General features: G+C 62.5%; 20 protein-coding genes. 9 read left to right on the plus strand and 11 right to left on the minus strand.

The genetic code is table 11. The annotated features are described in order from the left end of the window. Positions 1-119 precede the first annotated feature (119 nt). On the minus strand, positions 120-2591 hold the full coding sequence (locus ACP7EG_RS21870; protein ID WP_426089272.1) for an IPT/TIG domain-containing protein: 2472 nt from the start codon (positions 2589-2591) through the stop codon (positions 120-122). 663 nt (positions 2592-3254) lie between these two features. On the opposite strand from ACP7EG_RS21870, the gene metH reads away from it, so the two are divergent. Then, entirely contained in the window at positions 3255-7049 is a 3795-nt protein-coding gene (gene metH, locus ACP7EG_RS21875; protein ID WP_426089273.1) for a methionine synthase, read from the plus strand. 122 nt (positions 7050-7171) lie between these two features. Further along, complete coding sequence (locus tag ACP7EG_RS21880; RefSeq protein ID WP_426089274.1) at positions 7172-7543, plus strand: SPW repeat protein; 372 nt, start codon at positions 7172-7174, stop codon at positions 7541-7543. Positions 7544-7707: 164 nt separating this feature from the next. On the opposite strand, the gene ACP7EG_RS21885 is transcribed toward ACP7EG_RS21880, so the two are convergent. The 8 genes from ACP7EG_RS21885 to rsmB all read right to left on the minus strand — a co-directional run bounded on the left by ACP7EG_RS21885 (position 7708) and on the right by rsmB (position 15930). Further along, on the minus strand, positions 7708-8988 hold the full coding sequence (locus ACP7EG_RS21885; RefSeq protein ID WP_426089275.1) for an EAL and HDOD domain-containing protein: 1281 nt from the start codon (positions 8986-8988) through the stop codon (positions 7708-7710). Between the two features lie 137 nt (positions 8989-9125). Further along, positions 9126-9905: a class II glutamine amidotransferase gene (locus ACP7EG_RS21890; protein ID WP_426089276.1), complete on the minus strand. Its 780-nt coding sequence runs from the start codon at positions 9903-9905 to the stop codon at positions 9126-9128. A gap of 77 nt (positions 9906-9982) precedes the next feature. Continuing rightward, positions 9983-10240 carry a BTH_I0359 family protein gene (locus ACP7EG_RS21895; RefSeq protein WP_071079509.1) on the minus strand — a complete coding sequence of 86 codons (258 nt, stop codon included), beginning with the start codon at positions 10238-10240 and terminating at the stop codon, positions 9983-9985. Between the two features lie 151 nt (positions 10241-10391). Further along, a complete protein-coding gene (locus ACP7EG_RS21900) occupies positions 10392-10793 on the minus strand; it encodes a GTPase (RefSeq protein WP_426089277.1) in 402 nt (133 codons plus the stop codon). Further along, entirely contained in the window at positions 10790-11509 is a 720-nt protein-coding gene (locus ACP7EG_RS21905; protein ID WP_034784724.1) for a response regulator, read from the minus strand. The genes ACP7EG_RS21900 and ACP7EG_RS21905 overlap by 4 nt, the downstream gene beginning before the upstream one ends. A 98-nt stretch (positions 11510-11607) precedes the next feature. After that, positions 11608-13905, minus strand: a complete 2298-nt coding sequence (locus tag ACP7EG_RS21910; protein ID WP_096233781.1) for a sensor histidine kinase — start codon at positions 13903-13905, stop codon at positions 11608-11610. Continuing rightward, positions 13905-14411, minus strand: coding sequence for a DUF4390 domain-containing protein (locus ACP7EG_RS21915; protein ID WP_257572158.1), 507 nt, complete (start codon positions 14409-14411; stop codon positions 13905-13907). Before ACP7EG_RS21915 ends, ACP7EG_RS21910 begins: the two co-directional genes overlap by 1 nt. A gap of 97 nt (positions 14412-14508) precedes the next feature. After that, positions 14509-15930, minus strand: a complete 1422-nt coding sequence (gene rsmB, locus ACP7EG_RS21920) for a 16S rRNA (cytosine(967)-C(5))-methyltransferase RsmB (RefSeq protein ID WP_426089278.1) — start codon at positions 15928-15930, stop codon at positions 14509-14511. 376 nt (positions 15931-16306) lie between these two features. Between rsmB and argS the strand changes: the two genes are divergently transcribed. From argS to ACP7EG_RS21955, 7 genes are read left to right on the plus strand one after another with little or no spacing between them, the layout of a single operon-like run. Beyond that, positions 16307-18016, plus strand: coding sequence for an arginine--tRNA ligase (gene argS / locus ACP7EG_RS21925; RefSeq protein ID WP_426089279.1), 1710 nt, complete (start codon positions 16307-16309; stop codon positions 18014-18016). A gap of 20 nt (positions 18017-18036) precedes the next feature. Next, positions 18037-18756, plus strand: a complete 720-nt coding sequence (locus tag ACP7EG_RS21930) for an SPOR domain-containing protein (protein WP_426089280.1) — start codon at positions 18037-18039, stop codon at positions 18754-18756. Between the two features lie 9 nt (positions 18757-18765). Then, positions 18766-19437, plus strand: coding sequence for a thiol:disulfide interchange protein DsbA/DsbL (locus tag ACP7EG_RS21935; protein WP_426089281.1), 672 nt, complete (start codon positions 18766-18768; stop codon positions 19435-19437). Positions 19438-19474: 37 nt separating this feature from the next. Beyond that, positions 19475-20248, plus strand: a complete 774-nt coding sequence (locus tag ACP7EG_RS21940) for an SDR family oxidoreductase (protein WP_426089282.1) — start codon at positions 19475-19477, stop codon at positions 20246-20248. Positions 20249-20258: 10 nt separating this feature from the next. Continuing rightward, positions 20259-21056, plus strand: coding sequence for a biotin--[acetyl-CoA-carboxylase] ligase (locus ACP7EG_RS21945; RefSeq protein WP_426089283.1), 798 nt, complete (start codon positions 20259-20261; stop codon positions 21054-21056). Between the two features lie 4 nt (positions 21057-21060). Further along, positions 21061-21819, plus strand: a complete 759-nt coding sequence (locus ACP7EG_RS21950) for a type III pantothenate kinase (RefSeq protein WP_426089284.1) — start codon at positions 21061-21063, stop codon at positions 21817-21819. Next, entirely contained in the window at positions 21813-22499 is a 687-nt protein-coding gene (locus tag ACP7EG_RS21955; RefSeq protein ID WP_426089285.1) for an SPOR domain-containing protein, read from the plus strand. Before ACP7EG_RS21950 ends, ACP7EG_RS21955 begins: the two co-directional genes overlap by 7 nt. Before the next feature lie 250 nt (positions 22500-22749). Here the strand turns inward: ACP7EG_RS21955 and ACP7EG_RS21960 are convergent, their stop codons facing one another. Together ACP7EG_RS21960 and rodA are read right to left on the minus strand one after the other, a co-directional pair. After that, positions 22750-23793 (minus strand): septal ring lytic transglycosylase RlpA family protein, encoded by a 1044-nt coding sequence (locus tag ACP7EG_RS21960; protein ID WP_426089286.1) that lies wholly within the window; start codon positions 23791-23793, stop codon positions 22750-22752. Further along, positions 23793-24908 (minus strand): rod shape-determining protein RodA, encoded by a 1116-nt coding sequence (rodA, locus tag ACP7EG_RS21965; protein WP_426089287.1) that lies wholly within the window; start codon positions 24906-24908, stop codon positions 23793-23795. The genes ACP7EG_RS21960 and rodA overlap by 1 nt, the downstream gene beginning before the upstream one ends. Positions 24909-24917 lie beyond the last annotated feature (9 nt).

Here is a 24917-nt window from a genome sequence, read left to right on the forward strand (position 1 = left end):
ACTGGATGAAAAGTAGCAGCCTCCGCCAGGCACAGGATCTGTGCAGTTTGTGCACCAATGCCTGCGCACATAAAAAAGGGCTTGCCGCAGCAAGCCCTTTTTGCATCCAGCACCCTTGCCTAGCGGCGCGGCACCTTCATCAAACGTCCGCCCACGGACGACGACAGGCTGACCTCGAAACGTCCGCCGGCAGGCAAGGCTCTCACGTCGACACTGGCATTGCCACCGGTCAAGCCGCTGGCGACCACCGTCTTGCGGCCATCGGCTGCCACGTGCAGCACGGCCGCATACGGCTCCGCCTGGGCATCCCAGACCAGCGCCAGCTTGCCAGCGCTTTGCGTTACCTCGAAGCTGCCATCGTTGGCGGCCTTGCTGTGGCGCGCCGAACGCTCCAACCGGGGCAATGGCTTACCATTTGACAATACTTCCACGTCGCTGATATCGCCGGGGTTGGCGAAACTGACGCGGAAGTGGCGCATGGCGATGTCGCCATGGTCGGCCACGGTGACGGCATCGAAAGGCAAGTCAATAGTCGTTCCCGCTGCCGTCAGAACCCGCAGGGTGTACGCCTGGCCGCTGCCGCTGGCCGCCGCGCCCACACGCGTGGACGAGACAATGGCGGGACGCAGCCCCACGCCGGCCGGCGTGATGCGACCGGAAATGGTCAGGTAGCCATTTTCGGCCACGGACATGCTGGCGGCCAGCACATTGCTGCCCGTCATTTGCGTGCTGCGTTTTTCCAGGAATTGCTGCACCCGCGCATAGCTGTAGTCGGAGAACCAGGCGCCGCGGCAATAGCTCATCACGTCCTTCATCGGCGTGCCGCCATACACTGCCTTGCTCAGCTGGCCGATGCTGCCCGCATAGTTGCTGTTGTATAGCGGTTGCGGGCCCAGTTCGCCATTCGCATACGGGTAGTCGGCGACCGCGCCGGCCGCGCCGCCGCACGCAACGTGCTGCAGCGAGTGATTGTGGCCCAGCTCATGCACGAGCGTGGTCAGCCATTCAGGCCAGCCATTGCCGAAGGGATCGGACGCCGCGCTGGTGCCGAAGCTGGCGTCCAGGCCGATCGCCGAGGTGCTGTCGCTGCCGCTGCTGCGGTTGTTGATGTAGGCCAGGCCGGCGGCGCGGGTGACAGACATTTTCGGCACGAAACCATAATAATAGGCGCCGCTATCTTCCTGCACCCGCCGGTCGTCCAGCGCCCCCAGGGCGTTGCTCCACCAGCTGTCGGCCGTGCTGCTGCCTGGCATGCTCAGCGCAGCGCGCGTGGTGATGCTGATATTTTCCGTCGCATATGGATACACACGCAGCAGCGCAGCACGGATCACCTCGGCGTCAGGCAGTTGCGCCACGCCATCATCGGTGCTCAAGGGCACGAGTACCAGGCGGATTCGGGCCAGGCTGGCCACCACGGGCGCCGCTTCCTGGCTCACTTGCACGCCGTCATTGCCCACGGCCGTCACGCGCACGCGCACGCCGGGCAAGATCCAGCCAGCGGGCAGGATGGCACTAAAATTGCCGTTGAAACTGTAATCGCTTTTCGCCGTCGGCAAGACCGATGGGCCGCTCATGCTGATGCTGCCCAGGTTGCTGCCATTGGCGGCGGTCGCAACCAAGGTCACTGCCGGGCTGGCCTGGCCCGCTTGCGCGGCCAGCACGGACACGCGCACGGCGGCCGACTTGCCGCGCGTCAGGCGCAAGGCCGTATTGCTGGCGTTCAGGTTCAGTACCTGCGAGAAATCAATGCTGCCCAGGGTAAAGGCCGACACCGTGCCTGCATTCACGGCAATGCGCGCAGCGGCTGACAGCATCACATCGCCCGTTGCCGAGCCTGGTGCAGACAACACCAGTTGGCTGGCACTGGCGCTGACGATGACGGCTGGCGTATTGCCCACCGAAGCCGAACTGACCTGGTCAAGATTGCTGCCCTGCACCGTCACCGACAAGGTCGCGCCGTTGACGGCCGACGTGATCGACGTCACTGCCACGCTCGCCAAGACCTTGTACGTATCGCTGCTGATGACATCGTTGTAAGGACCGCGCACCGTCAGCGCCCCCGTTGCCGCACCCAAGGGCACCACCACGGTCACGCTGCCGGCCGTCTGGCTTTGCGGCGTCGCCGCCGCGCCATTGCCGAACTGCACCGCCGTCACGGCGCCCATGCCACCGCCCGCGATCGTCACGCTGGAACCGACGCCGCCCGTCAATGGCGCGACGCTGCCCACGCTCAATGGCAGGTACACATTGACGTTATAGCTGGTGGCCGCCGTACCACTGGCACTGACCAGGCTCAAGGCGCCCGACACGGGCACGCCCGGCATGGCCAGGGTCACGCTGGTGTCGCTGGCGGCGCTGGTGGCGAGCGTCACGCCGCCCACCTGGAAGGCCGTCACGCGGCTCAGATTCGTGCCCGTGACCACCAGGCTGCCACCAACGGCGACATTCGCCGCCGAGACTGCCGTCACGGCGGGAATCACGACGGGATTGCCCGAGGTGGTCGCCACTATGGTATCGCCACCGCCCCCGCCGCCGCCGCAAGCGGACAGGCCCAGCATGAGAAACAATGCAACAAGCAAATGGTTTTTCATGGCTGGCATCCTTGCTGATGCAGCGCGATGCCGGGGAGGACACGAGAGAAATGTGACATATTGGTGACTTTTGGTGAGAATTTAATTTCAAGGAACCAACATTATCGGTTAATTCGATTCCATAAGACAACTATTAATGCTTTTGATTTAATTGGTTTTGATAATAATTAAAATATCTATCTGGCAAACTTTATTTTCAGAATTACAGGTCTCATTCTGCATTGCCTTACACCACAATTATTTTCCTTTGCAGCTATTGCCATTCCATTCATGAAAAATAATCGGAGCGGATTCAAATAATGTGGAAATTTTTCCACAGCATAGAAGGCATACCTTCCGGCCAACCTTGGCGGAAGAATTAACATTTTGAGTAAGATTTTCAGGAATGGCATTTTCAGGTGCGGCCGCGATGTTGCTACCGCAGCGCTGGCCGTGGCGCCGTTGTGTTGCTCGAACCACAGCAGACTGGCCTGCCACCGCTTTTGCTTAAAACCAAAGCAGCCTGATGCCGTATAATTTTAGACCCGGTGAAATCAGGCGATTGCCACCTTCTGCCTGCCCTACCCGGCTGGCACTCTCCGTCAGCTGATCCTGCTGGCCCGCAACCGCCCCGTACCTGTCCTGTCGCCGCGCCGCCGCCCGTTTGCCTATTGAAAGCATGAAATGAACGATACCGTGATCCCCGCCATGTCCCCGACCGAAGCCACCTTGCGCGCCATTCTGGCGCAGCGGATCATGATCCTCGACGGCGCCATGGGCACGATCATCCAGCAATACAAGCTCGACGAAGAAGCGTACCGTGGCGGCCCCGCCGGCCGCTTCATCGATTTCGCCGCGCCGGCCGACAGCGGTGCGCGCGAACTATTCGTTAAAGGCAACAATGAGCTGCTCACGCTCACCCAGCCGCACATCATCCAGGAAATCCACGAGCGCTACCTGGCGGCCGGCGCCGACCTGATCGAAACGAATACCTTCGGCGCCACGACGATCGCGCAGGACGATTACCACATGGCCCACCTGGCCTATGAAATGAACGTGCAGGCGGCCAAGCTGGCGCGCGCCGCCTGCGACAAGTATTCCACCCCGGACAAGCCGCGCTTCGTCGCCGGCGCCCTGGGCCCCACGCCGAAGACGGCATCGATCTCGCCCGACGTGAACGACCCGGCCGCGCGCAACGTCAGTTTCGACCAGCTGGTGGCCGCCTACCTGCAGCAGACGCAAGGCCTGGTGGAAGGCGGCGCCGATGTGCTGCTGGTGGAAACCATTTTCGATACCTTGAACTGCAAGGCGGCCCTGTTCGCCATCGACCTGTTCTACGAGCAAAATCCGACCGTCGTGCGCCTGCCCTTGATGATTTCCGGCACCGTCACGGACGCCTCGGGACGCATCCTGTCGGGCCAGACCGTGCCCGCCTTCTGGAATTCCGTGCGCCACGCGAAACCGCTGACCATCGGCCTGAACTGCGCGCTGGGCGCCGCCCTGATGCGCCCGTACGCGGAAGAACTGGCCAAGATCGCCGACACCTTCGTCTGCATTTACCCGAACGCGGGCTTGCCCAACCCCATGAGCGACACGGGCTTTGACGAGTTGCCAGCCGACACGTCCGCCCTGCTGCGCGAATTTGCCGACGCGGGCTTCTTGAACATGGCGGGCGGCTGCTGCGGCACCACGCCCGAGCACATCGCCGCCATCGGTGAATTGCTGTCGAAAAACACGCCGCGCAGCGTGCCGGCCCCATCGCACGACTTGCGCCTGGCCGGCCTGGAGCCGTTCGTCGTCAATGACGAGTCACTGTTCGTCAACGTGGGCGAGCGCACCAACGTCACGGGCTCGAAAGCGTTCGCGCGCATGATTCTCAACGAGCAATACGACGAAGCGCTGTCCGTGGCACGCCAGCAAGTGGAAAACGGCGCGCAAGTGATCGACATCAACATGGATGAAGCGATGCTCGACTCGCTGGCGGCCATGACGCGCTTCCTGAACCTGATCGCCTCGGAACCCGATATTTCGCGCGTGCCCATCATGGTCGATTCGTCGAAATGGTCGGTCATCGAAGCGGGCCTGAAATGCGTGCAGGGCAAGGCCATCGTCAACTCGATTTCGATGAAGGAAGGCGAGGCAGAATTCCTGCGCCAGGCGAAACTGTGCCGCCGCTATGGCGCGGCCGTGATCGTCATGGCCTTCGATGAGAAAGGGCAAGCCGACACCTTCGAGCGCAAGATCGAGATTTGCGCCCGCGCATATCATTTATTGATCGATGCGCTGGATTTCCCGCCGGAAGACATCATTTTCGACCCGAACATCTTTGCCGTCGCCACCGGCATCGAAGAGCACAATAATTACGCCGTCGACTTCATCAACGCCACGCGCTGGATCAAGGAAAACCTGCCGTACGCAAAGATTTCGGGCGGCGTGTCGAACGTGTCGTTCAGTTTCCGCGGCAACGATCCAGCCCGCGAAGCCATCCACACCGTCTTCCTGTACCACGCCATCAAGGCCGGCATGACCATGGGCATCGTCAACGCGGGCATGGTGGGCGTGTACGACAACCTCGATCCGGAATTGCGCGAGCGCGTGGAAGACGTGGTGCTGAATCGCCGCGAAGACTCCACCGAGCGCATGATCGAGATCGCCGGCACCCTGAAGGCGGGCGGCAAGGCCGAGGCGCAAACCCTGGCCTGGCGCGAAGGCACGGTGCAGGCACGGCTGTCGCATGCGCTGGTGCATGGCATCACGCAATTCATCGTGGAAGACACGGAAGAAGCGCGCCAGGAACTGCTGCACAATGGCGGGCGTCCCATCCACGTGATCGAGGGCCCGCTGATGGCCGGCATGGACGTGGTCGGCGACCTGTTTGGCCAAGGCAAGATGTTCTTGCCGCAAGTGGTGAAATCGGCGCGCGTGATGAAGCAGGCAGTGGCCCATTTGATTCCCTACATCGAGGAAGAAAAGCTGCTGGAAGAAAAACGCACGGGCATCGTCGCCAAGCCGAAGGGCAAGATCATCATGGCGACCGTGAAAGGCGACGTGCATGACATCGGCAAGAACATCGTCACGGTAGTCTTGCAGTGCAATAACTTCGAAGTAGTCAACATGGGCGTCATGGTGCCGTGCTCGGAAATCCTGGCCCGCGCCAAGGTGGAAAATGCGGACATCATCGGCCTGTCCGGCCTGATCACGCCGTCGCTGGAAGAAATGGCCTATGTCGCCAAGGAAATGCAGCGCGACGAACACTTCCGCATGCTGAAAATTCCCCTGCTGATCGGCGGCGCCACCACCAGCCGCGCCCACACGGCAGTGAAAATCGCCCACAACTACGAAGGCCCCGTCATTTACGTGCCGGACGCCTCGCGTTCCGTGTCCGTGGCGCAATCGCTGCTGACGCCGGAACAGCGCGACAAGTATGTGCAAGACATCGAACTCGACTACGCGCGCATCCGCGAGCAGCACGCCAACAAGAAGGCGCTGCCCATCCTGCCGCTGGCGCAGGCGCGTGCCAACAAGATGCTCGTGCCCTTCGACGGCCCCTGCACGCCCGTGAAACCAAAGTTCATCGGCCGCCGCGTGTTTAAAAATGTCGACCTGGCCACCCTGGCCAACTATATCGACTGGGGCCCGTTCTTCCAGACCTGGGACCTGGCCGGCCCCTTCCCCGCCATTTTGACGGATGAAGTGGTGGGCGACGCGGCCACCAAGGTGTATGCGGAAGGCCAGGCCCTGCTGAAAAAACTCATCGACGGACGCTGGCTGACGGCCAATGGCGTCGTGTCCCTGCTGCCGGCCAACAGCGTCAATGACGACGATATCGAGGTGTACACGGACGATACGCGCAGTAGCGTGGCGTTCACCTACTACGGCATGCGCCAGCAGGGCGTCAAACCCGTGGTCGACGGCGTGCAGCGGCCGAACCAGTGCCTGGCCGACTTCATTGCACCGAAGGCATCGGGCGTGAAGGATTACATCGGCATGTTCGCCGTGACGTCCGGCCTGGGTATCGAGAAATACGAAAAGCGCTTCGAGGATGCGCACGACGATTACTCGTCCATCATGTTGAAGTCCTTGGCGGACCGCCTGGCCGAGGCATTTTCCGAATACCTGCACGAGCGCGTGCGCAAGGATTTGTGGGGTTATGTGCCGGAAGAGCACTTGAGCAATGACGACATGATCGGCGAAAAATATGTCGGCATCCGCCCCGCGCCCGGCTACCCCGCCTGCCCCGAGCACACGGTCAAGAAAGAGATGTTCGAGGTCATGCAGGCCGAGGACATCGGCATGCAGCTGACGGAATCGTATGCCATGTTCCCCGGCGCGGCCGTCTCCGGCTTCTATTTTGCCCACCCGGAGTCGAAATACTTCGTCGTTGGCAAGATCGGCATGGACCAGGTGGAAGACATGGCCAAGCGCCGTGGCGCCAGCATCGAGGACGTGGAACGCTGGCTGGCGCCGAATCTGTCGTAGTGCCATAATATAAGCACCAGGCGCGCGGAACTTATCGCGCGCTGCAGCGCACTAACGCAGTATGCCGGTCGGCATGCTGCATGCCCGCTCCGGCCCGTTCCCTGACTGGCTAAGGAGGATATATGGCAAGCAATTTCAAACTGAAACGCTGGCAAGATCAAGTGATCCTGTTGCTGGGCCTGTGGCTGCTCGTTTCGCCCTGGGCCTTTTCCTATCCCGAAGGCTCACCGCAGATGCTCAACGCCTTTGCCTCAGGCCTGGTGATCGCCGTGCTGGCCGCCTTCGACCTGTACAAGACCTATTTCTGGGCCGTCGTCGTCAACCTGCTGGTGGGCGTCTGGGTCGCCGTCTCGCCGTGGATACTGCGGCTGGCCGAACAGCGCGTCGTCCTGTGGAACGAGTTGCTCGTCGGCATCGCCGTCGTCGTGCTGGCCCTGTGGGAATTGCGCACCGACCCCGAGCTGCACAAGCACTGGCCCGGTGCCGCCGCATAGCGGCGTAAAAAAGCCCTGTCACGGCATCGCCGTGCAGGGCTTTTTAAGGGATGCTACGACAGCGGGTAGGTCGGATTAGCGCTTGCGCGTAATCCGACACCAGCACAGTCAGCGCCAACAATGTTGTCGGATTACGCGTGGCCTGACGGCCGCGCTAATCCGACCTACAGCGCATACCTTACAACGTTATCACTCCATTCATAGGCGGCCATTTCCAGCTCCACCAGGTCGTCCGGCGACATGGCCAGGTCGCGCAGGGTCGGTACGATCTCGCCTTCCATGTCTTCGATGCGCTCGATACATTCGGCCAGGCGCAGCAGGTCGCCGTAGAAGCCTTCGCGCGACAGCAGCGCTTCGGCCACTTCATCGATCACTTCGATCTGGCTGAGGATTTCCGACATCGGCACGCCGAACAGGGTATCCATCAGGGACATGATGCCGACCGTAAAGGCGATATCGGCAGAATGGGACTGGTTCGGGCGCAGTTTATGCGCGAGCAATTCGAGCAAACGGCCGCGCGTGGTGGCCAGCATCAGCAGCGGCGTCATGCTATGGCCGCGCTTGCTTGGCTCCGCGTACAGCATGATTTGCAGCCAGCGCTGCAGCTGGCGACGGCCCAGCACGGTAACGGCCTGGCTCAGCGAATCGATGCGCTGGCGCGCACCCACGGCCGGTGTATTGACCAGGCGCAGCAAGTTCAGGGCCAGCGACACGTCGCGTTTGATGGCGCGCTCGATATCCATGTTGTCGGCGTCGGAGGTGACCAGGGTCATCAGTTCCATGACGGCCAGTTGCGATGGCGACAGCTTCTTGCCCGTCATGATGGCGGGCTTGGCGAAATAATAACCTTGGAAATAATCGAAGCCCAGGTCCAGGCTTGACTTGAATTCTTCGCGCGTCTCGACCTTTTCCGCCACCAGTTTCTTGTGTTCCCGCTTGAAACGGGGCGCCAGTGCTGCCAGCACTTTCGGGTCGACCGTGCTCATGTCCATCTTGACGTATTGCACCAGCGGCAGCAGTTCCTGCACTTGCGACGTGTCGGCCACCACGTTTTCCAGCGCGAAAGTAAAACCATGGCCCACCAGTTCACTGATGCGCGCGCGCACTTCCGGCGTGACGGGCATCGATTCGACGATTTCCAGCACGACTTTTTCACGCGGCAGGAAAACGAAGATGTCGCTCATGATCACATCGGCATCGACGTTGACGAAACCGAGCGCGTCGCCGATGACCTTTTCCATCCCCAGTTGGGAAGCGTGGGCGATCACGGACGCCGTGGCGGACAGGTCGCTGGTGATATTGGCGGGACCGACCGGAGCGTTGCGGAATAGCAACTCATAGCCAAACAGGGCTTGATTGCGGTCGAGGATAGGTTGTCGCCCCAGATAGAACTCGCGCACGCGCAAGGGTTTCGGGGTGATGTCGTTGCTGGAAATATCGATCATTAAGTCTTCATCAATCAGGTCGAGTGACACCGGCCGCGCGGTGCCCGCATCAAGGTTCACTATTGACAATACTTTAGCTGAATTTCGCCCGCGCTGTGGGTATTTTGGCAGCAATCAAGCGTATTGTCGTCAACAAATTAGGCCACTGGCGTGTCTTGCACCATCCCGTCGACAAATAATTTCAATTCGCCGGGCGCAAACGCCGTCCACTGCTCATTCGTCGTCAGCGGCTGGGTAACGATCACGGCCACGCGGTCCTGGGGCGTCGTCACCTGGGAAAAGTCCACGCTCAGGTCTTCATCGGAGAGTTTAGCAGTTGGAAACGGATGTTGTCGCACCAGATAGTGCAAGCTGGTCGAGCAATGGGCAAACAGCGCCTCGCCGCTCGACAGCATCATGTTGAAAGTGCCGTGGGCGGCGATGCTGGGCAGCAATTGCGCCAGCGCGGCATGCAGTTGCGGCAAGGCCGGTGGGGCATCGCCAAAGCGCGCATGCAATTCCTGCAGCAGATAGCAGAAAGCCAGTTCGCTGTCCGTGCAGCCGACGGGACGGTAACTGTCCGTCAGCACGGGATGAAATTGTTTCAAATCGCCATTGTGGGCGAACACCCAGTAGCGGCCCCACAGTTCGCGCACGAACGGGTGGCAATTTTCCAGCGCCACCTGGCCTTGCGTGGCCTTGCGGATATGCGCGATGACATTGCGCGACTTGATGGGGTAGCGTTTGATCAGTTCGGCCACGGGCGAGGCGATGGCTGCCTGGTGGTCGACGAAATGGCGCACGCCGGCACCCTCGAAAAAGGCGATGCCCCAGCCGTCATGGTGGGTATCGGTATGGCCACCGCGCATGGCGAAGCCGGTAAAGCTAAAGACAATGTCCGTGGGGACATTGCAATTCATTCCGAGAAGTTGGCACATGGTCTGTTTGCAGCTGAATAACACGGCCACCATACCATGCCGCCCGGCGGATTGGTATGGTGACGATAGCCACCACCCTAGTGCAACAGGACTGGCTGGCTCATGAGGGAATCATAGCTGCCCAAAAATTCATCGATCTCTTCCATGCTGGGTTCGCTGGCGATCAATTCCGTGACGTCGCGGCGGAAGTTTTGCGCAAGGATGCCGGCGATAAACGTCTCGCGTTTGCCGCCCTTGTCGACGATTTCATAGCCGCCAAAGCGCAGGGCTTCCAGGTCGACGTCGGCGCCGAATTCCACGACGCTGTATTGTTCGCTGTTATAGATCAGGTTCATTTTGCATCCTTCGCTCAAGCAAGAGAAACTCTTGCGGTTTCAGAACAGAGGTGGGGCTGATACGGCGCCATTTCAAGCGCCATGCCACCCGGCGGGCTACAGAGTTGTAACGAGATGCAAAGGCAAGTGCGGAAATTCCATCAGGAAATCGTCAAGAAACCGCTATGTCGGCTTGCAGCGCCAGCAGGATGTCGTAGGGACTGGCAGTGAGCCAGGCGCGCAATTGTTCGATGTGCGTGGCATCGGCCAGGCTGATGAACAAGCGCGCGGGAGGATGGCGCAGCAGACGATTCAATGTTACACGCAATACGAGATTGCCGCTGCAGCACAGGCAACCGGGCGCGATGCGCAACAGTTGCAATGGAAATGGTGGAGAAGGGGAAACTTGCCCGGCCAGGTCGGCCAGGATGGCGTTGCCGTCAGCCAATCCCTCGAGGATCACGGCGGCCGGCTCGTCCGGCGCCAAGGCTTGCGCGATGGCGGCCTCGCGCCCGGCGGCGCGTCCACCGCTGACCAGGGTCAGCGGCGTCGGACGCCGCACGGCTGCCGTCACAGGCTTTTCTTGGCCAGCTTGCCCGGTTCGACGCCCAGCTGTTTCAGCTTGCGGTACAAATGGGTACGCTCCAGGCCTGTTTTTTCCGCCACGCGGGTCATGCTGCCGCCTTCGCGGCCCAGGTGGTGTTCGAAATACATGCGCTCGAACGCGTCGCGCGCCTCGCGTAACGGCAAATCGAACGACAGGTTATAGCCATGGCCTTCAGCCACCGCCGGTACGGCGATGCCTGGACGCACCATCAGCTGTTGCGGCGCACTGCCGCCAAAACTGGGCACGGGATGGCTGCTTTCCTCGGCCACCACGGGTGCCACGGGACGCGGCGCCACGCTCGGCGCGCGCACAGTTTCCTGTGCCCGCGTCAAGCCTTGCTGGACTGCTTTCAGCAGTTTTTGCAGAGCAATCGGTTTTTCCAGGAAATTCATGGCACCGATGCGCGTCGCCTCGACCGCCGTATCGATGGTGGCGTGGCCCGACATCATGATCACCGGCATGGTCAGCAAGCCGTCACGCTGCCATTCCTTGAGCAGGGTCACGCCATCGGTGTCGGGCATCCAGATATCCAGCAATACCAGATCCGGCGCACCGGCGGCACGCGCTTCACGCGCCTGCTGCGCATTTTCGGCCAGCTGGATAGCATGTCCTTCGTCGCCCAGAATTTCCGAGAGCAACTCACGGATACCCATTTCATCATCCACTACGAGTATGTTTGCCATTCGTGTCTTGCCTTCCTCATTTCGCCGGCCCTCGCGCACAAGATGCACACGGCGGACAGCTATGATTTTATTAGTGTTTTAAATACTAAACCAGACCCTCACGCCAGGAAATCCTGGGCAGGAGTGTCGGGAGCTAACTTTAACAGCAAAATGACCACCGAAGCGCCATTGCCGTCGACCCGGTTCTCGATATCGATGCGTCCACCATGTTCATCGATAATTTTCTTGACCATCGCCAGGCCCAATCCCGTGCCGCGTGCCTTCGAGGTCACATAGGGTTCGAAGGCGCGCGCCAGGATTTTTGGCGCGAAACCAGGGCCATTGTCGGTGATGGCCAGCCGCACGGCGATATTCACGCCGCCGTCCGCACTGCGATAATGAATTGCTTCCGTCCTTACGTCAATCCGCGGATGCGGCGAGTCCGGCGGCAGGTCGGCCATGGCGTCCTGCGCGTTCTGCAGCAAGTTATGGATCACCTGGCGCAACTGGGTCGGATCGCCCATCACCATCGGCAAATTCGGCGCCAGTTGCGGGTGGATGATGTCGCCATCATCGCCGCGCAGGTACAGGTTCAGGATCTCTTCGATCAGTTCGTTCAGGCGCAACGGCGTGAGCACGGCCGGCGGCGTGCGCGCATAGTCGCGGAAGTCATCGACCATGCGCTTCATCGCATCGACCTGCTTGACGATGGTGGTGGTGGCGCGGTTGAGCAAGTCCGCATCGGGCTGCTCCAGCTTGCCTTCGAGCTTCATCTGCAGGCGCTCGGCCGACAGCTGGATGGGCGTGAGCGGATTCTTGATTTCATGCGCCAGGCGGCGCGCCACCTCGCCCCAGGCGATCGAGCGCTGTGCAGAAATCACGTCGGAAATATCATCGAAGACGACGATGTAGCCGCTGCCGGACTCCAGCGGCAAGCGCGAACCGCGCGCCAGCAGGGTGATGTCATGCTCGTCGGCACTGCTGCCCAAGCGGCGCGGAATCTCGATCTGGCGCTGCCAGTGCAGGCGCTGCTGGTTGCGGCCCGACGCCGATTGTGCGCTTTGCGCCGTGAAGGCGCTGATGATGGCGCCGCCAAACTCTTCCATTCCAGCAATATGCGCCAGCGGCTGCCCCACGATGCTCATGCCCGAATGCTGCAAGATGCGCTCGACCGATTCATTGCACGTCACCAGCTTGAAATCGCCGTCGAGCACCATCACGCCGGCCGACATGTTCGCCAGCACCGATTCCAGGTGGGCCTTGGCGTTTTGCAACGCGGCACGGTTGCTTTCCACGGCCGTGCGCGCATCGAGCAACTGGCGCGTCATGATGTTGAACGACTGCGTCAGCGTGCCCAGTTCATCCTTGGTGGCGACGATGGGGCGCGGCGACAGGTCGCCCTCGGCCACGGCGCGCGTGCCTTCTGCCAGCAGCAGCAGGGGCTGGGCCAGATTGCCCGCGATCAGGAAAGCGCTGCCGATGGCGCCAAAGATGGCCAGCAGCAAGGTCAAGGTGAGGATTTCCATATACATCTTGCGCAAGCCCACGCGCGCGACGAAACGTTCCTTGTATTCGCTGTAGGCGGCGCGCAGCACCTCGCCATTCGTCGCCAGCTTGGGCGGCACCGCTTGCAGCAATTGCAGGTAGCGGGGTGAGACGGACGGCCCCGGCACGGCCACCAGCACGCGCAAACGCAGGCTGGCCGCCGTTTCCAGCGATGCCGGCGTGCCCGCGCGGAAACCGCCGCCGCCCGACTCCGTGCCATCGTCGTGCAACTCCAGCCCCCCTTCGGCGGAGGCATAGCCGGCCGGCGAGGCGGCCTGCACCAGCATGGCCGGCGTCGGCAAGTCGGCCGCGCTGTGCGGCCCGGCGCTGGCCAGCAGCACGCCGTCGCTGCTGACAACCATGACATTTTGCATGCCTTCTTCGCGCAGCAGGCTGGTCAGCACGGCCGGACCGGCCACCGGATCGCTGCCCAGTTCCGCGACCGCCTTGTGACCCCGGTGGTCCAGCTCGACCAGGGCCGCATCGAGGCCGGCGCGGCCCAGCTCAATCCCCGATTCCAGCGCCGCTTCGATCTTGACGTTGAACCAGGACTCGATGGAGTGGGACACGAATTGCACAGAGACAAGAAAAATCACCAGGCCCGGCAGGATCCCGACGGCGGCGAACAGCATCACCAAACGTGTCATCAGCTTGGAGCCGAACTTGCCGCTCTTGTAGCGCACGTACAGACGGCCCAGGGAAATGCCCACCAGCGCCAGCAGCGACACGGCCACGGCGGCGTTCAGCCCCAGCAACCAGGTGTAATAACGGTCGAAAAAGCCGGAATTGTCGGAAGCCGACGCCAGCAGGAACAGCAGGATACTGACAATGCCGCCGCCCACTACCAGCAGATAGCGTAATGCTTGACTCACTACTCCGCCGTATACAAGAAGGTTTTTTTATTCGAAGCCAGGCGCCAGTCGCTGTTATTGAAGGCATTGACCTGTATTGGCTTGGGCAGGTAGTCGCGGTCCATGCCCATGCGCAAGGTGACGTTATACGTCTGCCCCACTTTCAGCGCGCCGCGCGGCGCCACCAGCCAGCGGCTGGGGCGGCGGATCAGGAACAGCGCATCGTCGAGCGTGGGGAAGCTTTGCTGCAAGCCCCCGCCCGACACATGATACTGGCGCGTGAGCACGTTGTACGACAGCCGGCTGGTCTGGCGCGCCACGATGGCCTTTTCATCGAACCAGTACCAGCGAGGCCGGGTCAGTTCGATTTCTGTCGTGAAAAACAGGGGCACGCCATGCTGCACGGCATCATCGAGGTCGTGATTGAGATCAAAGGAGTAGGTGGCGGCCAGCTTGTAGCCCTCTTCGCTCGACTCGATGTAGGCACGGGTGATCTCGACCATGTCGGCGGCTTGCGCGCGCGGCATGGTACATGCCAGCATCAGCAGCAGGGCCAGGAGTCGGAAGAGTCGTGTTGTCACAAGTGTGCCGGTGGTGTCCGCAGGAAAAGGTTCGACGAATCGCTCAAGCCGCATTTTTTTGGAATAGCGCATAGAACAAACCGTCATGGTCCTGCTCCGCGCTGCCAGTCGGCAACAGCTGGCCAGGCGCTGTCAATCGGGTCGCATTATTGCGCACCGCAAATGCCGCCGCCTGTGCCTCGGATTCTTGCGGCCACAATGAACATGTCACGAACAGCAATTTACCATCGGGGCGCAGCATCTGCCACAGGTTGTCCAGAATTTTGGAGGAAAGTGTTGCAAGTTGGAACGCGTCGCCCTTGCGGCGCAACCAGCGAATGTCCGGATGGCGACGCACGATGCCCGAAGCCGTGCACGGTACGTCGGCCAGGATACGGTCGTACTGCTGACCATCCCACCACGCGCTCGATTGCGCATCCTGCGCCTTCAGGGTGGCGTCCAGGCCCAGGCGTTCGAGGTTTTCCGCGATGCGCGGCAAGCGCTTTGCGTCCGCATCGATGGCCGTCACGTGCACGTCGGCCAGTTCCAGGATGTGGCAGGTCTTGCCGCCGGGCGCCGCGCAGGCGTCCAGCACGCGCATGCCGTCTTGCAAATCCAGCAGCGGTGCGGCCAATTGCGCGCCGGCATCCTGCACGGAGACGACACCCTGCTCGAAGCCGGGAATCAGTGCCACGCCGATGGGCTTGTCCAGGCGTACGGCAAACGGTCCCACCTGGCGCGCCGCGATTCCCGCTTCCTGCAACACGGCGAGGTACGCTTCAACCGTGCTCTTGCGGCGATTCACGCGCAAGGTCAATGGCGGCACGGCATTGCCGGCCGTCAAAATGGCTTGCCAGTCGCGCGGGTAAGCCAGGCGCAGCGAATCGATCCACCATTGCGGATAATTCCATTGCGCCAAAGGTTGCTGCTGGGCCGCTTCCAGCAAGGACTTTCGCTCGCGCAAGAAACGCCGCAACACGGCATTCACCATGCCCTTGGCATGCGCCAGGTCAGGGTGCGAGGTGGCCACCGTGACAGCCTGGTCGACAACGGTAAACTCTTCGTACGGCTGCTCGCCCGGCTCGGCCGACATCAAGGAGAGCGCGCAGCACAGCAGCGCGGCCAGCATCGGCGGCTCGGGCGCCTTCGACGTCATCAGGCCAACCAGGGTTTCGCTGCGCCCCAGCTGGCGCATGGTGCGGTAGGAAATATCCTGGATGGCGCCGCGCGCCTGCGGGTTGGCGTTCGATTGCGCAAACACTTTGGCCAGCGCCTGCGGCAGAGCCGTGCCCGTGCGCACTTGCGCCACGGCATTGGCGGCGCCCAGCAGGCAAAACGCCAGCGAGTCGGCGCGCAAATCGGGTTGGAAGCCTGGCTGCAAGACCGGTTTCAGGTCGGGATGGTAGCTGGGACGCAATTTCGGTGCGGCAGGCGCCTGGCCTGGCGCCGGCTTGGTTTTCAATTTCAGCGTGGGGCGCTTGTTCATAGTTATCCGGTGTGGCTGCGCGCGGTGGGCTGCATGGTGGCAAAGTCGCTGCCGCGCGTCATCAATAAAGGGTCGATTGTAGCGTTTGTGGCGCCCTCTGGCCCAAGCGATTGCAGCGATACCTGTAAATTGCGGCAAAAAACTGCATATATACAAGCAGAATGCGCCATGCTGATGTTTTCATGCACCAACATGAGCATGTTGTCCTGATAATATCGTGAAATGCGCCGGCACGGGGACCTTGCCGGCAAGCGTATTGTTCCCGACGGCAAACCAGTATAATTGACGCAGTCTGGGCGGCTTGGGTACTTGCCGTCCGTTTTGCTTTTTGATTCATTCTATTCATTCTTAACGCGGTTCCACCGCCATCCTGCTCATGCTCGCCCAACAGAAACAAGAAATCATCGCCCTGTTCCAGGCCGCCCTCGCTCCCGTCCTGGCCGGCACTACGCTTGAGCCATCCGTGGTGCTCGAGCGACCACGCGACGCATCGCATGGCGACGTCGCCTGCAACATCGCCATGCAACTGGCCAAGCAGCTGAAACAGAATCCCCGCGAACTGGCGCAAACCATCGTCACAGCCGTGCTGGCCAACCCGGCCGGCAAGGGCCTGGTCGAGGCAGTGGAAATCGCCGGTCCCGGCTTCATCAACGTGCGCGTGTCAAACGCCGCCAAGCAAGCCGTGGTGAAAACCATCTTGAGCGAGGCCGACAGCTATGGCCGCAGCACGGCAGGCGCCGGCAAGCAGGTCATCCTCGAATTCGTCTCGGCCAACCCGACCGGCCCGCTGCACGTGGGCCACGGCCGCCAGGCGGCGCTGGGTGACGCCCTGTCGTCGCTGTTCGATGCGCAAGGCTACAAAGTCACGCGCGAGTTTTACTATAACGACGCGGGCGTGCAGATCCAGACCCTGGCCAATTCCGTGCAGGCGCGCGCGCGCGGCTTCAAGCCGGGCGACGCCGAATGGCCGGAGCCGGCCTACAACGGTGACTACATCGCCGATATCGCCAACGATTTCAAGGCCGGCAAGACGGTGTCGGCCAGCGATGGCTTGCCCGCCACGGCCAATGGCAACATCGACGACATCGATTCGATCCGTCCGTTTGCCGTCACCTACCTGCGCAACGAGCAGGATATCGACTTGCAGGCGTTCGGCGTGAAGTTCGACAATTACTACCTCGAAACGTCGCTGTACGCCGACGGCAAGGTCAACACCACGGTGGAAACGCTGGTCAAGGCTGGACATACCTACGAACTCGATGGCGCGCTGTGGCTGCGCACCACCGACTACGGTGACGACAAGGACCGCGTGATGCGCAAGACGGACGGCACCTACACGTATTTCGTGCCGGACGTGGCATATCACATGGTGAAATGGCAGCGCGGCTTCGTACAGGCCATCAATATCCAGGGCAGCGACCACCACGGCACCATCGCGCGCGTGCGCGCCGGCCTGCAGGCGGTCGACATGGGCATCCCGCAAGGCTACCCCGACTACGTGCTGCACAAGATGGTCACCGTCATGAAGGACGGCGAAGAAGTCAAGATTTCCAAGCGCGCCGGCTCCTACGTGACCGTGCGCGATCTGATCGAATGGTCGGGCGGCGGCGACATCGCCAAAGGCCGCGACGCCGTGCGCTTCTTCCTGATCTCGCGCAAGGCCGACACGGAATTCGTCTTCGACGTCGACGTGGCGCTGAAAACTACCGATGAAAACCCGGTGTATTACGTGCAGTACGCGCATGCGCGCATCTGCCGCATCCTGGAAAACTGGGGCGGCGATGAAAGCACGGTCGCCGGCGTTGACTTGTCTCCTTTGACGGCACCGACCGAAGCGACCCTGCTGGCGACCCTGGCCGCCTACCCGGAAACGCTGGCGCGCGCGCAAGCGGAACTGGGACCGCATCAAGTCGCCTTCTACCTGCGCGACCTGGCCGCCAACCTGCACAGCTTCTACTTCGCCGAAAAAGTGCTGGTCGAGGACGACGCCGTCAAGATGGCCCGCCTGGCCCTCGTCATCGCCGCGCGCCAGGTGCTGCGCAACGGCCTGGCACTGATCGGCGTATCCGCGCCAAACAAAATGTAATCGCGAAGGTCTAACCGTCAATGAGTCACGCTTCCCCCCACGCCTCCCGCTTCTCTTCGACCCGGCGCCAGCAGGGTAACACGCTGGTCGGCATCATCATCGGCCTGGTCATCGGCCTGGGCATCGCCGTGGTGGTCGCCCTGGTGATCACCAAGGGCGCCTCGCCCTTCACCGACAAGTCGGGCAAGGCCGGCAAGTCGGCCGAACCGACGGCCGGCCAGATCGCCGACCCGAACAAGCCGATGTACGGCAACAAGGAAGCGGCCAAGGAAGCGGCGCGCGACTTCTCCAAGGAACCGCGCGAGATCGTCACGCCGACGCAGCCAGTCGCACCGGCACCCGCTCCAGCGCAGCAGCCGAAGGCACCGCCGCCGGACGCGTTGCAGGAACTCATCGGTACATTGAAGGACAAGCCGGTGCCGAAAACGCCGGCAGCAGCAGCGCCAGCGCCGCAAGCCAAGGCCGACGTGAAAGCCGAAGCCAAGGCCGATGCCGCCAGCGACAAATGGATTTATTATCTGCAGGCCGGCGCTTTCCATGACATGTCGGACGCCGAAAGCACGCGCGGCAAACTGGCGCTGCTGGGCTTCGAAGCGGCCATCAGCGACCGCAGTACCGATGCCGGCGTGCTGCACCGCGTGCGCATCGGACCGTTCAACCAGCTCGAATCGATGAACCGCGCACGCACCAAGCTGTCTGAAAATGGCATCGATGTCGCCGTCGTCCGCAACCAAAAATAAGGAACCAGCATGCGTTTTCTGAAGAAAATCCTGTTCGCCGCCGCCCTGTGCACTGTTGCCCTGGGCGCATCGGCCTCGCCGGCCGAGCCGAAGAATGGCGTCGAATACGACACCCTGGCCACGCCACAGGCGACGGAGTCGGGCAAGAAAATCGAAGTGACGGAATTTTTCGCCTATTACTGCCCGCATTGCAACGTGCTCGAACCGCAACTGGCGGCCTGGGTCAAGAAACAGGGCGACAACATCGTCTTCAAGCGCGTGCACGTGTCGCGCGATGACAGCGTGGCGCCGCAACAGCGTTTGTTCTTCACCCTGCAAGCCATGGGCCTGCTCGACAAGCTGCACACCGGCGTCTTCCACGCCATGCACGTGGAGCGCAACCGCCTGGCCACCGACGACGCCGTCTTCGACTTCGTCGCCAAGCAGGGCGTGGACCGCCAGAAGTTCATCGACACCTACCGTTCGATGGGTGTCTCGGCCCGCGTGCGCCGTGCGGATGCCATGATGCAGGGCTATAACGTGACGTTCTGGCCCATGATCGCCATCGACGGCCGCTACATCACCTCGCCTTCGCAAGCCGATCAGGGCAGCAAGTCAGCCAAGAACGAAGAGCAGCTGAACGCCCAGGCGCTCACCGTGATGGACGTGCTGCTTGCGAAAGCCAAAGCGGAAAAGAAATAAGCATGGCCACTTCCCTGGCGCGCCCGGGCATCGCCTGATGCACAGCGTGCTTTACAGCGTATTCATCACGGGCGCGTCGAGCGGATTGGGTGCCGCCCTGGCGCTGCAGTACGCGCGTCAGGGCGCCCATTTGGGCTTGCTGGCGCGCCGCGGCGACACCCTGCAGCAACTGATCGCTTCCCTGCCCCACCCTGAACGCCACCGCGCCTACGCCGTCGATGTGTGCGACCATGCCGCCCTGAAGAGCGCGGCGCAGGACTTCATCGCCCATGCCGGGCATATCGACGTCGTCATCGCCAGCGCCGGCGTGTCGTACGGCACCTTGAGCGAACATGCGGAAGACCTCGATGCCTTCGCGCGCCTTATCGCCATCAACGTCACGGCCACCGTCGCCACCTTTGCCCCCTTCATCGCCGCCATGAAAACCCAGGGCAGCGGACGCCTGGTGGGCATTGGCAGCGTGGCGGGCATCCGCGGCCTGCCCGGCGCCGAAGCCTACAGCGCATCGAAGGCGGCCGTCATCAGCTACTGCGAATCGCTGCGCCTGGAATTGAAACCGGCCGGCATCAAGGTCGTCACCATCACGCCCGGCTACATCGACACGCCGATGACGCGCCACAACGCCTACCGCATGCCCTTCCTCATGCCGGCCGAAAAATTCGCCGTGCGCGCCGCGCGCGCCATCGCCGACGGCGACAGCTACCGCGTGATCCCGTGGCAGATGGGCGTCGTCGCCAAGCTGCTGCGCGCGCTACCGAATGCCGTCTACGACCGGGTCTTCGCGAATGCGCCGCACAAGGCGCGCAACTGAACCAATCACCATGACGAAGCACTCAGACTTGAACAGCCCGGCCATCGCCGCCCATTGCGCCACGGGCGCCTCCCACGTGGCCATCGAAGTGGTCGACGAAACGGGATCGACCAACGCCGACCTGCTGGCGCGCTGCGCCACCCTGGCTGGCCCCACCCTGCGCATCGCCGGCCAGCAGACGGCCGGCCGCGGGCGGGCCGGGCGGCCGTGGGTGTCGCAGGCGGATGCCAGCCTGATGTTTTCGCTGGCCTGGCGCTTCAAGGGTCCGCTGCATCAGCTGGTCGGCCTGCCGCTGGCCGTCGGCGTGGCGCTGGCCGAAAGCATGACGGCGCTGGGCGTGCCGGTGCAACTGAAATGGCCGAACGACCTGCTCAAGGATGGCCACAAACTGGCCGGCATCCTCGTCGAGACGCAACAGGCGCCCGAGGGCAACGGCGTGTGGGCCGTGATCGGCTGCGGCATCAATTTGCTGATGCCCGATGCGCTGGAACGGCAGATCGGCCGCAGCGTATCTGCCGTGCCGTGGTTGGCGCAGATGGAGCGCAATACCCTGGTGGCGGCGCTCCTGAGCCGCCTGGCCGGCGTGCTGGCCGAATTCGACGACACGGGTTTTACACCATTTGCCGAACGCTGGAACGCACTGCACGCGTGGCAGGGCCAGCACGTGAAAATCCTCGACAACGGCCAGCTGCTGCAGCAAGGCGTGGCGGCCGGCGTGGACCATCTGGGGCGTTTGCTGCTGCGCACTGATGGCGGCCTGCAGGAAATCATGTCAGGCGACGTGTCCTTGCGCCTGAGCGGGGAGTAAGCGCATGCTACTGCTGATAGACGCTGGCAATACGCGCATCAAATGGGCACTCGTGGCCGCCGATGGTGCCGTCGGCGGCTGGCTGGCCAGCGGCGCCGTCACGCATGCGCAGCTCGACACCCTGGCGGCGCAATGGGAGAGACTCGCCATCAGCGAAGTGCTGCTATCGAACGTGGCGGGCAGCGTCATCGGCATGCGCCTGCGCGCCATGCTGCCGGTAGCACCCTGTGACTTTGTCTCGCTGCCGCAGTTGGCCGGACTGACGAATGGCTACCGCGCGCCGTCGCAACTGGGCTGCGACCGTTTTGCCGCCGCCATCGGCGCGCATGCACTGGCGCCTGGCCAGTCGCTCATCGTCGCCAATTGCGGCACCGCCACCACCATCGACGCCATCACGGCCGATGGCGTTTTCCTCGGCGGGATGATCTTGCCGGGACTGGGATTGATGGCCAGCTCGCTGGCGCGCAACACGGCGCAGCTGCCGCAAATCGCGGGCGACGCCATGCTGCCGGCCGGCTTTGCCGACAACACGGACGACGCGATTTTGAGTGGCTGCCTGGCGGCCCAGGCGGGCGCCATCGAACGGGCCGTGCGCATGCACGGCGCCAGCGCCTGTTTATTGTCAGGCGGCGCCGCGCTGCGTATCGCACCGGCCCTGGCACTGCCGGTACCGCTGCATCTGGTGGACAATATCGTCATGCTCGGCCTGCAGGCATCCGCACGCGCCGACGCGGCAGGAACACAAGGAAACCACGTATGCTGAAATTCGTCTTCTGGCTGCTGGCCGGCGTCAACCTGCTGGTCCTGGCCATCGGCCAGGGTTATCTGGGCAGTTTTCGCACGGAGACGCGCGAACCGGCGCGCCTGAAAAACCAGCTGCAGGCGAATAAACTCACCTTGCTGACGCAGGAGCAGGCCACGGCGCCGGCCGCCGAAGAGGCCGCGACGCCGGCGGCGGCCGTACCTGCGGCGCCGCCATCGTATGCCTGCACGGAAGTGGGCAATTTCCTGCTGGCTGACGGACGCCGCTTCGAAGCGCAAGTGGCAGCGCTGGAGCTGGGCGACCGCCAGTCGCGCCGCAACGTGGCCGGCCAGGACATTTCCAGCTACATGGTGTACATCCCGCCGCAGGGCAGCAAGGAAGGCGCCGAGCGCAAGGCCGGCGAGTTGAAGCAGCTGGGCGTGACGAATTACTTCATCATCAACGAAGGCAGCGCGCAGCGCTGGGGCATTTCACTGGGCGTATTCAAGTCGGAAACCAGCGCGCAAAGCCAGCTGGCATCGCTCAACAAACAGGGCGTGCACAGCGCCCGCGTCGCGCCGCGCTACAGCGCCAGCAAGCAGCTCGCTTACCAGTTCCGCGACCTCGACGCCGCCACGCGCGCGCGGCTGGAGAAAATCAAAACGCAGTTCCCGGAGCAGGAACTGCGCTCCTGTAAATGACACCTGACAATCGCGTCGGATTACGGCGCTTTGCGCCTAATCCGACCTACGCTTATCTTTCGATGACGATGGGCTTGATACCCGTCGACTCAGGCAAATTCGCCGCCGCCCGCGCCGCTTCGGCACGGCTGGAAAACTTCCCGCCATACAGCCAGGTAGGTCGGATTAGCGCTTGCGCGTAATCCGACAACGCCAGCGACACCAACCATGGCGTCGGATTACGCGCTTGCGCGCTAATCCGACCTACGCTCTACCTTTGAATCACGATGGGCTTGATACCCGTCGACTCAGGCAAATTCGCCGCCGCCCGCGCCGCTTCGGCACGGCTGGAGAACGGTCCGCCATACAGGCGGAACAGGTTACCGGCTTGCACCACCCCAAGCGTACCCAGGGCCGCCGCGTATGGCGCCAGGCGCGACCGCCCCGTTTCCGCATTGTCGGCGCGCGAGTAGGCACCCAGCTGCAAATAATAGCCGCTGCTCAAAGCGGCCGGCGCCGGCGCGGCCACCGTGGCATCCATCTGCGTCGACACTTCCGGCTGCACCACGGCGCCCGTCTCGGGCGGCGTATCGATGGAAATGGCCACCACGGAAGGCGTCAACGGTGCCGGTTTGGGCGCCGCGCGGGCAGCCAGGATGGCGTCGATATCGGCCGGCAGCAGCCGTTCCACGACCACTTGGTGGCTGCCCTTGCCCAGGAAGCCCAGTTTCAGCGCCGCCGTGTAGGACACGTCGATCACGCGCGTGGCGTGGAAGGGACCACGATCATTGATGCGCACGATCACCTGCTCGCCGCTGTCGATGCTCGTCACGCGCGCATACGACGGAATCGGCAAGGTAGGATGGGCCGCCGTCATCTTGTACATGTCGTAGATCTCACCCGACGAAGTGCGCTGGCCATGGAATTTCTTGCCATACCAGGTGCCCGTGCCCTTCTGCGTAAATGGTTCGTTGTCGGTGATCGGCGTGTACGTCTTGCCGAACACAACGTAAGGACGGTTCGAGCGCGTCGAATACGGCTCGTTGCGCACTTCCGCATCGGGCACGTCACGCAGGTTGGCCGGCGGATTCTCGCCCGGGCCGTCATCCTTGTAGTAACCGCCGCGCCCGGATCCGGCCGCCGGCAACGCCGGCAAGGTGGGGTCCTGGCGCACGGGGGACTTGACCTTGCCGCCTGACGGCAGCGGCACGTTAGTCGATGCGGGCTTGTGCGGCGTGGTGCCGCAGGCGGCCAGGGTCAGCAAGACCGCCAGGCTCAGTCCGCGCATGGCGAGAGTGTCAAAAGGCGCGCGCATCAGGTCTGCACCAGCTTGCGATGGCGCTGGATGCTCATCAGGATACCCGTGGCCACACCCAGGGTCAGCAGCGCGGTGCCGCCATAGCTGAGGAAAGGCAGGGGAACGCCGACCACCGGCACGATGCCGCTGACCATGCCCATGTTTACAAACGCATACGTAAAGAAAATCATTGTTATCGCTCCTGCCAGCAGGCGAGTGAAAAAACTGGGGGCGTTGGCGGCGATCATCATCCCCCGTCCCACCAGCAGCAAATACATCAGCATCAGGATCAAGTTACCGACCAGTCCGAATTCCTCGGAATATACGGCAAAAATAAAATCGGTCGTGCGCTCCGGGACGAATTCCAGGTGGGCCTGGGTGCCGTGCGTCCAGCCCTTGCCCGTCATGCCGCCGGAACCGATGGCGATGATGGACTGGATGATATGGAAGCCCTTGCCCAGCGGGTCCTTGGTCGGGTCGATCAGCATCATCACGCGGTCGCGCTGGTAATCATGCAGATGCGACCAGGCGATCGGCAGGCAGGAAACAAAGGTGATCAGCAAACCGGCCAGCACCTTCCACGACAGGCCTGCCAGGAAGATGACAGTGAAGCCGGCCGCCACCACCAGCAGCGCCGTGCCCAGGTCGGGCTGGCGTGCGATCAGGTAGACGGGTGCCAGCAACAGCACGGCCGCCATCAGGAACGATTTCCAGCGCAGGGCGCCCGCATTGTGCTGGAAGAACCAGGCCAGCATCAGCGGCGTGGCGATCTTCAGGAACTCGGAGGGCTGGATGTCGATCACGCCGATATGCAGCCAGCGCCGCGCGCCCAGCTTGATGGTGCCGAACAGCGCCACGGCTATCAGCAGTATCACCGATATCGTATACGCCGGCACGGCGATGCGCATCATCATCTGCGGCGTGATGTTGGCCGCCACCCACATGACGAAAAAGCACAGCAGGATGTTGCGCAGGTGGTCCTCGATCTTGCCGGGGATGCCGATGCTGGCCGAATACAGGGTCAGCAGACTGGTGCTGAGCAGCATCAGGATGATGATCATCAGCGGCGGATCGAACACCGCCAGATAGGGTTTGGCGCGCCGCCACAGCGAGCGCCTCTCGTTAATGGGCATGTGCTTCCT

The sequence above is a fragment of the Janthinobacterium sp. PSPC1-1 genome, assembly GCF_049897625.1.
GTDB classification, from domain to species: Bacteria; Pseudomonadota; Gammaproteobacteria; order Burkholderiales; family Burkholderiaceae_D; genus Janthinobacterium; species Janthinobacterium tructae.

Excerpts from the sequence above, each read along its gene's own strand:
- ACP7EG_RS21870 (WP_426089272.1), bottom strand. The coding sequence starts at position 2,591 with ATGAAAAACCATTTGCTTGTTGCATTGTTTCTCATGCTGGGCCTGTCC.
- metH (WP_426089273.1), top strand. The coding sequence starts at position 3,255 with ATGAACGATACCGTGATCCCCGCCATGTCCCCGACCGAAGCCACCTTG.
- ACP7EG_RS21880 (WP_426089274.1), top strand. The coding sequence starts at position 7,172 with ATGGCAAGCAATTTCAAACTGAAACGCTGGCAAGATCAAGTGATCCTG.
- ACP7EG_RS21885 (WP_426089275.1), bottom strand. The coding sequence starts at position 8,988 with ATGATCGATATTTCCAGCAACGACATCACCCCGAAACCCTTGCGCGTG.
- ACP7EG_RS21890 (WP_426089276.1), bottom strand. The coding sequence starts at position 9,905 with ATGTGCCAACTTCTCGGAATGAATTGCAATGTCCCCACGGACATTGTC.
- ACP7EG_RS21895 (WP_071079509.1), bottom strand. The coding sequence starts at position 10,240 with ATGAACCTGATCTATAACAGCGAACAATACAGCGTCGTGGAATTCGGC.
- ACP7EG_RS21905 (WP_034784724.1), bottom strand. The coding sequence starts at position 11,509 with ATGGCAAACATACTCGTAGTGGATGATGAAATGGGTATCCGTGAGTTG.
- ACP7EG_RS21915 (WP_257572158.1), bottom strand. The coding sequence starts at position 14,411 with ATGCCGCGCGCGCAAGCCGCCGACATGGTCGAGATCACCCGTGCCTAC.
- rsmB (WP_426089278.1), bottom strand. The coding sequence starts at position 15,930 with ATGAACAAGCGCCCCACGCTGAAATTGAAAACCAAGCCGGCGCCAGGC.
- argS (WP_426089279.1), top strand. The coding sequence starts at position 16,307 with ATGCTCGCCCAACAGAAACAAGAAATCATCGCCCTGTTCCAGGCCGCC.
- ACP7EG_RS21930 (WP_426089280.1), top strand. The coding sequence starts at position 18,037 with ATGAGTCACGCTTCCCCCCACGCCTCCCGCTTCTCTTCGACCCGGCGC.
- ACP7EG_RS21935 (WP_426089281.1), top strand. The coding sequence starts at position 18,766 with ATGCGTTTTCTGAAGAAAATCCTGTTCGCCGCCGCCCTGTGCACTGTT.
- ACP7EG_RS21940 (WP_426089282.1), top strand. The coding sequence starts at position 19,475 with ATGCACAGCGTGCTTTACAGCGTATTCATCACGGGCGCGTCGAGCGGA.
- ACP7EG_RS21945 (WP_426089283.1), top strand. The coding sequence starts at position 20,259 with ATGACGAAGCACTCAGACTTGAACAGCCCGGCCATCGCCGCCCATTGC.
- ACP7EG_RS21950 (WP_426089284.1), top strand. The coding sequence starts at position 21,061 with ATGCTACTGCTGATAGACGCTGGCAATACGCGCATCAAATGGGCACTC.
- ACP7EG_RS21955 (WP_426089285.1), top strand. The coding sequence starts at position 21,813 with ATGCTGAAATTCGTCTTCTGGCTGCTGGCCGGCGTCAACCTGCTGGTC.
- ACP7EG_RS21960 (WP_426089286.1), bottom strand. The coding sequence starts at position 23,793 with ATGCGCGCGCCTTTTGACACTCTCGCCATGCGCGGACTGAGCCTGGCG.
- rodA (WP_426089287.1), bottom strand. The coding sequence starts at position 24,908 with ATGCCCATTAACGAGAGGCGCTCGCTGTGGCGGCGCGCCAAACCCTAT.